At 43.1% G+C, this 9922-nt stretch carries 10 protein-coding genes and 1 pseudogene; 4 read left to right on the forward strand and 7 right to left on the reverse strand.

What is annotated here, in order from left to right; genetic code table 11:
- Positions 1–14: 14 nt before the first annotated feature.
- The 5 genes from phaC to AB4384_RS08460 all read right to left on the reverse strand — a co-directional run bounded on the left by phaC (position 15) and on the right by AB4384_RS08460 (position 5586).
- Positions 15–1841 (reverse strand): class I poly(R)-hydroxyalkanoic acid synthase, encoded by a 1827-nt coding sequence (gene phaC, locus AB4384_RS08440; protein WP_372129333.1) that lies wholly within the window; start codon positions 1839–1841, stop codon positions 15–17.
- A gap of 75 nt (positions 1842–1916) precedes the next feature.
- The gene (locus AB4384_RS08445) at positions 1917–2264 is read right to left on the reverse strand and encodes a phasin family protein (RefSeq protein ID WP_048613546.1); all 348 of its coding nucleotides are present in this window, start codon (positions 2262–2264) and stop codon (positions 1917–1919) included.
- A gap of 130 nt (positions 2265–2394) precedes the next feature.
- A complete protein-coding gene (locus AB4384_RS08450) occupies positions 2395–3606 on the reverse strand; it encodes an acetyl-CoA C-acetyltransferase (RefSeq protein ID WP_102320772.1) in 1212 nt (403 codons plus the stop codon).
- A gap of 26 nt (positions 3607–3632) precedes the next feature.
- Entirely contained in the window at positions 3633–4373 is a 741-nt protein-coding gene (locus AB4384_RS08455; RefSeq protein ID WP_017062618.1) for an SDR family oxidoreductase, read from the reverse strand.
- Between the two features lie 529 nt (positions 4374–4902).
- On the reverse strand, positions 4903–5586 hold the full coding sequence (locus AB4384_RS08460) for an SH3 domain-containing protein (protein WP_136979884.1): 684 nt from the start codon (positions 5584–5586) through the stop codon (positions 4903–4905).
- 96 nt (positions 5587–5682) lie between these two features.
- Here AB4384_RS08460 and AB4384_RS08465 point away from each other — a divergent pair, with 96 nt between their 5' ends.
- The gene (locus AB4384_RS08465) at positions 5683–6258 is read left to right on the forward strand and encodes a hypothetical protein (protein ID WP_136979883.1); all 576 of its coding nucleotides are present in this window, start codon (positions 5683–5685) and stop codon (positions 6256–6258) included.
- A 269-nt stretch (positions 6259–6527) separates the two neighbouring features.
- Positions 6528–6770, forward strand: coding sequence for a hypothetical protein (locus AB4384_RS08470; protein ID WP_017062621.1), 243 nt, complete (start codon positions 6528–6530; stop codon positions 6768–6770).
- Positions 6771–6939: 169 nt separating this feature from the next.
- On the opposite strand, the gene AB4384_RS08475 is transcribed toward AB4384_RS08470, so the two are convergent.
- Entirely contained in the window at positions 6940–7398 is a 459-nt protein-coding gene (locus AB4384_RS08475; protein WP_017062622.1) for an Lrp/AsnC family transcriptional regulator, read from the reverse strand.
- A gap of 149 nt (positions 7399–7547) precedes the next feature.
- Between AB4384_RS08475 and AB4384_RS08480 the strand changes: the two genes are divergently transcribed.
- Positions 7548–8477: a DMT family transporter gene (locus AB4384_RS08480; RefSeq protein WP_017064490.1), complete on the forward strand. Its 930-nt coding sequence runs from the start codon at positions 7548–7550 to the stop codon at positions 8475–8477.
- A gap of 158 nt (positions 8478–8635) precedes the next feature.
- Positions 8636–9100: a hypothetical protein gene (locus tag AB4384_RS08485; protein WP_017062624.1), complete on the forward strand. Its 465-nt coding sequence runs from the start codon at positions 8636–8638 to the stop codon at positions 9098–9100.
- Between the two features lie 48 nt (positions 9101–9148).
- Here AB4384_RS08485 and AB4384_RS08490 read toward each other — a convergent pair.
- Positions 9149–9889, reverse strand: a pseudogene (locus AB4384_RS08490) (sensor histidine kinase); the annotation flags it as partial.
- Between the last annotated feature and the right edge of the window lie 33 nt (positions 9890–9922).

Here is a 9922-nt window from a genome sequence, read left to right on the forward strand (position 1 = left end):
TGTGACTTAACGCCCTAAGCTTCGTTTTCTGGCGCTTCTTTCTCTGCGGTCTCTTTATCAACCTGCTCTTGATCGACAATCGGCAGCACCTGTTTTACATAGTTGCCTGGCGCTTTGCCAATCACAGGATTAAGCTCTGAGCCTTGATTGAAAGGTTCGATTTTTTCGTCAGTTTCAAAACCTTGTAGCCACTGATTCCAGTGTGTCCACCAAGACCCCTCATTATGAGTCGCATTAGTTAGCCACTCATCCGCCGAGTCGTCTAGGTTGTCATTCAGCCAGAACCCGTACTTCTTCTTATCTGGATGGTTAACAATACCCGCGATATGACCAGATTCACCAAGCACGAACGTCTTGTTGCCACCGGTATTCAAGGCACCACGGTAAGTCCCCTGCCAAAGCGCGATATGATCTTCTTTCGCTGAAATGAAGTAGCTTGGTATTTTTATCTTATTGAGATCAATCCAGACACCGCCTACTTTCACGCCTTTGTCTTGAACAAGTTTATTCTCAAGGTAAAGCTCACGCAGCAAGAAATTATGGCATTTAGCTGCAACGTTAGTGCTGTCACTGTTCCAGTACAACAGATCAAACTCCATTGGGCTGCTGCCTTTTAGGTAGTTATCAATGTAGTAGTTCCAGTACAGGCTGTTTTCACGAAGCAAACTGAATGTCACGCTTAATGAACGACCATCCATGAATCCTTTAGCATCGTTCTGTTTCTCAATGGCGTTAATGATCGTTTCATTGATATATGCGCCAACCTCTCCCGGCTGAGAGAAGTCTAATAGAGTCGTAAAAAAGGTCGCAGTTTTAATGCGTTTCTTCATTCTTTTAGCAGCATAGTAAGCGACCGTTGAAGCGAGAACAGTACCACCAATGCAGTAACCTGCAGCATTGATTTGCTCTTTACCCGTGATATCTTCAATTGCCGTCACGGCTTTCGCTACGCCTTCCGTGGCATAGTCACCGAACTCTAAGTCTTTTTGCGCTTCACCTGGGTTGCGCCAAGACATCATGAATACGCTGTGCCCTTGCTCAAGCAACCAACGAACCATTGAGTTCTTTTCACGAAGGTCGAGAATGTAGTACTTATTGATGAATGGAGGAACGATCAACAAAGGCGTGGCGTTCACCTGAGGTGTTTTTGGGTAGTATTGAATAAGCTCGAACAGATCATTTTGAAAAACGACATCACCTTCCGTGTTCGCAACATCAACACCTAATCGGAAGGCATTATTGTTGGTCATACGGATCTTGAGGATATCCGCGCTCGCTTCAACGTCAGCTTGTAGCTGCTCTAGCCCATCTAGCAAGTTCTCACCATTGCGCTCAAGCGTTAGCTTCATCAACTCTGGGTTAGTCGCAATGAAGTTACTAGGAGAAAGAGCATTGATAGCCTGACGTGAAAAGAACGCCACACGTTCCTTGGTTTTCTCGTCTATGCCTTCGATTGAATTAATGGTGTCTATATAGCTTTTGCTGAATAACAAATAAGACTGCTTGATAAAGCTGTAAAACGGGTCATTTTTCCACGCTTCATCAATAAAGCGTTTATCACTGCGCTCTTCAGTAATGACGCTTTCGGTATTACCCATCAGTGCGGCATTTTGCCAAATCTTAAGTTGCTGCTCCCACCATTGAGATTGTAACTGAAGCAGAACGGCGGGTTGGTTGGCGGCTTGCTCGAAGATTTTTGATGCATCATCAAAGTTCAATTCTTGCATCGCTTGGTTTAGGGGAGATTGCGCGGCTTCCTTGTTTTGTTCAAAGCTTTCCCACCATTGCTGGTTCGTTTGTTGAAGTTTAACAAGGTAGTCCGAAAAGAAGTGTTGAAACATAACATGACTCCAATAATCGGAAAATCGCCACCGAGCCTCACAGTAAATACTGCGCTAACTCGATGGCGATTAAATTTATGCAGGTGTAACTGTTTTCAAGTTTTCAGTTGTTAGTGTTTCAACATCTTCTTTGAACTCTTTTGCAGCAGCTTGCATTTTTGAGCTATCACTCATCATCTGTTGAGACAGTTGAGTTAGCGCTGCTAGTTGCTGGCTGTTGAACGCCGTTAGGCTAGTCACGTCTTTGATTTCAGTCACTGCCTTCATTTGTGCAAGACCCATGTCCGTGTAAGTCTGCATTGCATTCATTTGCAGTTCTGTCATCGTTTGGACGTTCTTTGCAACCAACTTGTTGAACTTTAAGTACGGTTCAAATTGCTTTTCAGTTTGGTCAGTAATTGTTTTGAAAATATCCGTGTACATAAGTAACTCCTGATGAATACATAGTTTAATAAATTTGTGTCACTATCGTTTCAGCCAACGCTCATCGATTAACTCGCGATGCTTTGAAAAGCTGATCCGATATTTAAGCTTGCTACCGATATATCAGGCTCTAACCTTCAATACCTTTTAGCAAAACAGCGGTTCCCATTCCCCCACCCACACAGAGTGAAGCAACGCCATAAGTCGTTTTCTGTTCAAGCATTTCATGGATGAGTGCAACAATAATTCGATTGCCTGAAGCACCTAAAGGATGGCCAAGCGCGATTGCACCACCATTCACATTGACCTTTGGCTTGAACTCATCAAGCGGTAAGTCATGCTGCTCTGACAATTGGTACATTACGCCAAGAGCTTGTGCTGCAAACGCTTCATTCAATTCAAACAAATCTACTTCTTCTAGAGTGAGATTCGCCTTATCAAGCGTTTTAGAAACGGCTTCTACTGGGCCTAAACCCATAATCTTTGGATCTAATCCAGACTGTGCGTAGCTCGTTAGCTCTACCAGTGGTGTCAGTCCGTATTTCGCTACTGCACTCTCTGAGGCTAAGATGATTGCACTCGCGCCATCATTGATGCCCGAAGCGTTACCTGCCGTAACAGACCCTTCACGGTCAAAAGCTGGACGAAGCTTTTGCAGACCTTCGAATGTCGCGTCTGACTTCGGATACTCATCGGTATCAAAAGTGACGGTTTGTCTGCGCTGCTTAACTTCTACAGGCACGATTTGCTCGTTAAACTTACCCGCCTCAATCGCAGCAACGGCTTTTTGTTGGCTTTCTAAGGCATAGTTATCTTGAGCTAGGCGCGAAATATTCAACGTGTTCGCGATATTTTCAGCGGTCATGCCCATGTGGTAGTGATTAAACGCATCGGTTAAGCCATCACCAACCAGTAAGTCTTTCATTGAGATGTCACCCATTTTGTGACCATTACGAACGCTCGCTGGTACCACAAAAGGAATTTGTGACATCACTTCAACGCCAGCAGCAATAACCACTTCAGCATCTTGTGCTTTGATGTGCGCCGCTGCGTCCATCACTGATTTCATTCCGCTGCCGCAAATCATGTTCACGCCGTATGCTGGTGTTTCCTCAGGAAGCCCTGCATAGATGGAAGCCTGACGAGCAACCCCCATGCCTTGACCTGCCGAAATCACGTTGCCGACGATTACTTCATCAATCGCATCTAACGAAAGATCGACAGACTCAAGTGCACCTTTGATCGCAACGCCAGCCAGTTCACCCGCAGATACGTTTTTTAGCGACCCGGTAAATGCACCAATAGGAGTGCGCTTAGCCGCAACAATAAATACTTTTTCCATCATTCCAACCCCTTCAGTTTCGCCAATTACTGCATGTACAAGCCGCCATTCACAGACAATGTTTCGCCTGTAATGTACGCGCCAGATTCACTCGCTAAAAAGCCCACTGCGTCTGCAATTTCAACAGGTGTTGCTAAGCGTTTCATCGGAATTTGGTTCTTGATTGAATCCAGTACTTCAGGCTTCATTTGCTCAACCATAGGAGTTGCTGTGTAGCCAGGGGCAATCACGTTCACGGTTACGCCGCTACGAGCGCCTTCTGCAGCCAAAGCTTTAGAAAAACCAATCATTCCAGCTTTCGCTGCTGAGTAGTTAGTCTGTCCAAATTGACCTTTAAGACCATTGACGGAAGAGATGTTGATGACACGGCAGTTACCCTTTTCACACATAGGAGCGAACAAAGGTTGAGTCACGTTGAACAAACTGTTTAAGTTCGTTTCAATCACATCTTTCCACGCTTCGGCATCCATCTTTTTAAAGACGCTATCACGTGTAATACCTGCGTTATTGACCAGCACATCCACCGTGCCTTCTTCTTCTAACAACTTGCTTAAGCTCAGCGCACATTCCGCAGTATTGGTAACATCTAATTCAAACAATCTCACTTGATCTTCGGTGAATTGTTTTTCGTTAAACCAATCCAAGGCACATTGGTAATTTCCAGTAAAATAAGTCGCGATAACACGATAGCCGTCTGCAACTAATTTAGAGGAAATTGCTGAGCCGATACCGCCTTTTGACCCTGTAATTAAAGCAAGCTTTTTCATTAATGGTTCCATCCCTTACAAGCAATTAAATAACAATGATGTTAATAAGATAATGTCTTAGTTGATAATTAAACTTTACGTTTTGCTTTAATTAAACCCTACAACTCAAAATCAAAAATTATTATTACAAATATAAAATATTTTCGTATTATGATTAAAAACTAGACTTGTATCCCAAAACCAATGAAATGTTACAATTATGTAAATCAACGCAAGACTCTGATATTAATAAGGTTTGTTTAATTTTACTTTTATCACCAAGCAGATAAGCCTTTGTAAATACGAGATAAATCTATATCTCTCAGCTTGTTTCAAGAATAATGCAATGTGGGAATTTGAAATGATTGATCACGAGAATAATAACAAAACTCTTATTAGCCATTAATAAATGGTTCCTAATTATTCTATATAACCTTCGATATAATTAACGTTCTAAATGGGAAAGATGAACATTATGGATAGACAAAAAAGCCCACTCAACCTATGAGTGGGCTTTAGTAAATAGCATTATTAAATAGAGCGTGGGATCTTACTTCGTAAATATTTCATTTGTATTTACATCAAGATAAATTTTGTTTTCAAGGGACAACCCACCACAATAAATAAAATAGACATCTCGATTGCTGTACTTAACAGATTTCACCCATCCGCCTAATTCTTCAAAATCACTTGGGGCACACTCCCCCTCAGAGATCAGTTTAGCCACCGAATTACGGAATTTTTCTTGATGGATCTTGAGATCATCAGACTTAACCAAATAGGAATCCAATATCTCTTTGCTTTCTTTTTCCGAAATAATGACTTCATCATTCGATAAGCCTGACATAGAGACCCATTCCGCCGTCTGTGGGCCGCCATCTTTAAGGACAATATAGTCTGAGATACGAGCCCATTCTCCCTGTTTCTCGAGTACCTCCACCTTTTCCCCTTTGTAGAGGTAATCCGTTATCAAGCCATCAATTTCAGGTTGCTCGACCACTTCAAGCTTTCTCTCCAAAACGTAAAATTCCGTCTGCTCGGGTTCAGGCTGAAGATCCATGATGGGTACAAGCTCAGATTCAGATTGCTCGGTAGCTTCTAACGCCGGCTCTTCCGTTTTCTCTTGTGGGATTGGGTCTTTATTCATGACCAAGAAGTAGTATGCCGCTCCTCCCCCTCCGCCCAATATCAACAACACAAGTAAAGCGATCAGCGCTTTTTTCATCAAATCCACCAGCTCTTCCGTTATAGGTATGTCTCAAGTGTACATCAACTCATGCTGCTGCTCATCTATACTCTCAATAGAGCGCACGGTAAGTAGAGGAAAGTCATGAGTTTTTGGGGGAAAGTTATCATTGTAAGCGCAACTTTTAGTGCCAATGTCGCTCTAGCGAATCATTGTGACCGTGAAAACTGGCAAACACTGTTGGATCGTCAGCTCTCTTTTGAAGGTCGCTATAATCAGTACACCAAAGAGTTCAACCAAGTTCTTTCAACCTATGAGTCACAGACATTGTTATCTAAACACTTTAATGAAAAGCAGATCATTGAGCTTTGGGCAAAGTATGAAGAAAGGTTTAATGTGCAGCTCAATAGTCATATGAATACCGCGTATGACGTCTCCGAGGTTTTGCTACAACAGGCGTATGTTGTGTCTAGTGAACTTGAAGGCGCTGACTCTCTAGCGTATTCATGGCAAGCCGTCGCCAAACACTGCACCAAAGCAAGACTCCCGCGCCAGGCAGAAAGCGCAAAGGTGCACGTACAAAGCTCACAATCACTCTCCCGAGATCTCCATACACTCAGTGAAAAATTCCGTCAGCTGTCTTCAAAATACCGCAGAGAAGCGACGATGATTGATGAAGCGCGCCACATAAACCAACCAGCAAACGATGCATCAAACTGAAATCACCATTAGATTCTCTCACTCGTTCGACTGGACTTTTCCGATAAATATGCTCAATCCCATTCATAATATTCTAAGAACTCGTTAATCAAAGCTTTATCAATAGGTTGTAAAAGTAATGTGCTATCTATCAACAATAAAGTTCAATTTCCGACCAATGCAAGCGAGTATGTGAGATATTCATCACAAAATAGATTTACAAACGCCAGAAAATTGTTATCATGAATCTTCATATAACTTAATAACAAGAAACATTTTGGCTAGGTAATATGCAAAAGACTATGGCTTTCAACTGCTTGAGTAACACGGAATGGACTGCAGAGATAAGAGGTAAACTTTTATCTGTAGCTAAACACATGGAAGAGTTCGGTTCAGTAAGTGAGCTAGAGCTATGTAAGATATTTGGAGAGACAATTTGGAATGACGGCGTGGATTATCATTCACATGCTTTTTCATTCAGAATTAATGCACAAACTGGGGATTGTTCAATCTCTAACTTTAAGTATCACTAAGTTTTGCACCTATCATATACGGAGTACCTTTCACGAGGTGCTCCGTTTTTTATTGCCTGAAGCCTGACACTTAATGGATGATTTTTGATATTGACCGCGCTTCTACTTCAGGAGTAAACCATTTCGTTTTCAGCTCATTCTGCCTTCGTGTTACTGCTCAGAGTTTGGCTTAATCGGTATAAATTGGCAGTGGTGCATTGCCTTTTACTTGTCTTATCGCAAGGTGGGTATGAATATCTTTCACGTTAGAGAGCCTTTGAAGTTTTCTTGTAAATGCCTCGTAGGCCATCAAGTTCGGGCTAACCACTTCTAGCAAATAGTCATAAGCCCCAGATACAACGTGGCAACTGATCACCTCTTCCATCTCTACAACAGCCGCCTCAAACTTATCTATCGACACTTCTTGGTGGTTGTTTAGGCTCACCTCAACAAACACACTCATTGCGATGCCGACTTGTTCTCGTGACAAGCTCACACGATAACCGTCAATAATGCCCTTTTCTTCTAGCCTTTTGACTCGTCTTGCACAAGGCGAAGGTGATAAACCCACTTCATCAGCAAGTTCAGCCGTGGTTAACCTGCCATCTTTTTGTAGCAGTTCGAGAAGATGCCTATCAATTCTATCCATAGTAAATGCCAAACATTAGTTAAATCCGTTAATTATTTGGTGAATATTAGCAGAAATCATCAACGATAGTTCAAGTTTAGCCAAAACTTGCCAACCTGTGGCACACCAACTGTTCCATAATGAGTCATCACCCACTCTCCTTCTATATTATGAATCTTGGCTACTTATCTATTACTGTCACCCTACTCATTTGGGCGAGCTTTTTCCTGTCTCTTAAAGGCGGCGCAAATTCAGATTTAACACCTGCTGATATCGCTCTCACAAGATTTCTCATACCGGCTTTGGTGTTATTGCCTTTGATGTGGAAAGCACGCAGCGCAATTGCCGTCGTCCCTAAACGGTATCTAACGGGTATGTTCGTAGGTAGCGGATTACCTTATCTGCTTGTTGCCGGAACGGCCATGCAGTTTGTTCCGGTATCTCATGGCAGTGCTCTTGTTCCGGGCACGCTTCCTCTGTTCGTTACAGGAATTGCGGTACTCTTTTTTAAGCAGCCACTCAGCCGACATCGTGTTGTTGGTTTAGGTTTGGTTTTGCTCGGCATACTGTTGTTTTTAGGGAGTAGCTTAAGCAGCTTCAACTTCGAATACACCAAAGGTCATTTGTTGTTTTTATGCGGAAGCTTAATGTGGGCGATGTTCACCATCTCAGCCCGTGTCGCTAATCTTAATGCGTTAGTCAGTGCCGGTTTTATTTCTCTCTGTTCTACTTTACTTTTACTCGTCCTAATCCTGACTGGAACCCTCCCAAGCCACCTAATGGACACACCAATCGCTAATTGGCCCTTCACGGAGCTTGCCGTTCATTCAACAGTGCAAGGCGTTGGGGCGGGTTTAATCGCTGCGTTCACTTACCTTTATGCGGTTAATACCTTAGGGGCTGAACGCTCTGCCGCTTTTGGCAGTGCAACACCCGCAGTGGCGACCTTGTTGGCGATCCCACTATTCAACGAGATTCCTGATGCGATGACTTGGCTCGCCCTTGGTTCTATTTGCATCGGCAGTTTGGTCGCGAGCAACATATTCATGAGAAACGACCAGTCGATGCAGTACCAACCGCCAAGCCATAGCAAAGCCTGATACTGCGTTCAAACCTAAATACAGTTCCCCTAAGCATCGATTTTAGGGCTTGTAGTACACAGATAAGCCTGCCAACGCAGGCTTATCTAAAATCTGCTTTTTCTAAACTCGCTTCTCCATTAAACTGTCCGACCTTTTTGCAGATCCAAGAGAACACCATGCAACGCGACTACACCTTAAATTGCTTAATCACCATGCCTCGCCATGAACTAGAAGAATTTAGTTTAAGAATGATTCATCGCCTTGTACCTGAAGATGCAATGACGGAATTGTTTACGTTCGAGCAAGAAGAAGTCACCAGCGAAGAACGCATGCAATCAGCGAAATTTGACGCAATGCTTCGAATGACAGCTATCGCGCTTGGTGAAGTAAACCTAGCCTTCTCAGAGTCGGATAACTCGCAACAGAACATCGAGCGAATGACTCGCCTACTGCTTTGGCACTTCTACTCAATTTCTTTCAACCTTGAAGAAGCAATCGCAATCGAAGTGCACTGTGAGAAAGTAGAAAAGATCTTAAAGAACGCACCTAAAGATGCGTTTGGCTGGGTTAAAGAATTAACTGAGCTACTTCACTTCTACGCGAAAGTGAACGAAGGCAACGAAGACAGTAAAGACGCTTAACGTTAGTTCTACGTAAGTATACATCGAGCTAAACGAAGGCAGACAGAGCTATACCGAAGGCAAATAAAAGCTTTGCTGAAAGGAGTTCTCTGCCTTTGTTGTTTCTAGCACGCTGTGATGTAACATCAGTATCGACTGCGCGATTTTGGTGCCAATACCTAACGAACCGTTCGGCGCTTCCTGCTCAACCTCATTATGAATCACCACCTTCACCCGTTTTGAATCCGCTTCAAAATCAACATCTAGCGACACCACGGTTCCACTTGGGCTATGCCTCAATGCATTATCTAACAGATTCAAAATCAACCTCTCAAGCAGATCACTGTCACCCACAGCCTTGATTCCAATAGGCATATTAATGTTCAACTCAACATTTTTATGGCGATATTTGCTTTGTATCGTTTCTAAGCATTCGCTCATCAGCCCATTGAAATCGATTGAAGCGTATTGATATGTGGGTACCGGGTTATCATTCTTGGCGCTATCTAACAGCGAATGGAGCTGTTCAGATAACTTGTTGCCATTGCGATATGCCACATCTATGAGTGGATCCGAATGTGGGTTTTGAATCCTCCACGTTTCTAGATACCCCAATACACTCGACAATGGCGTTTTCAAATCATGACTGAGCTGTAATAAGCTTTGTCTTCGATGTGACGACTGATATTCAAGTTGCAAAAATTGCTGTTGAATGTGCTTCGCCATCAACTGATACGAGCGTGCAATCGGCACCAATTCTGGTACTTGATGAATGAAGTTCGGATCCAATCGAAAATCTTGCTCTGCTTGCTATTGCAACTTGTTAGGGCGTGTTGATCTTTC

Source organism: Vibrio sp. 10N.261.51.A4 (assembly GCF_041471945.1).
Classification (GTDB): Bacteria; Pseudomonadota; Gammaproteobacteria; order Enterobacterales; family Vibrionaceae; genus Vibrio; species Vibrio crassostreae_C.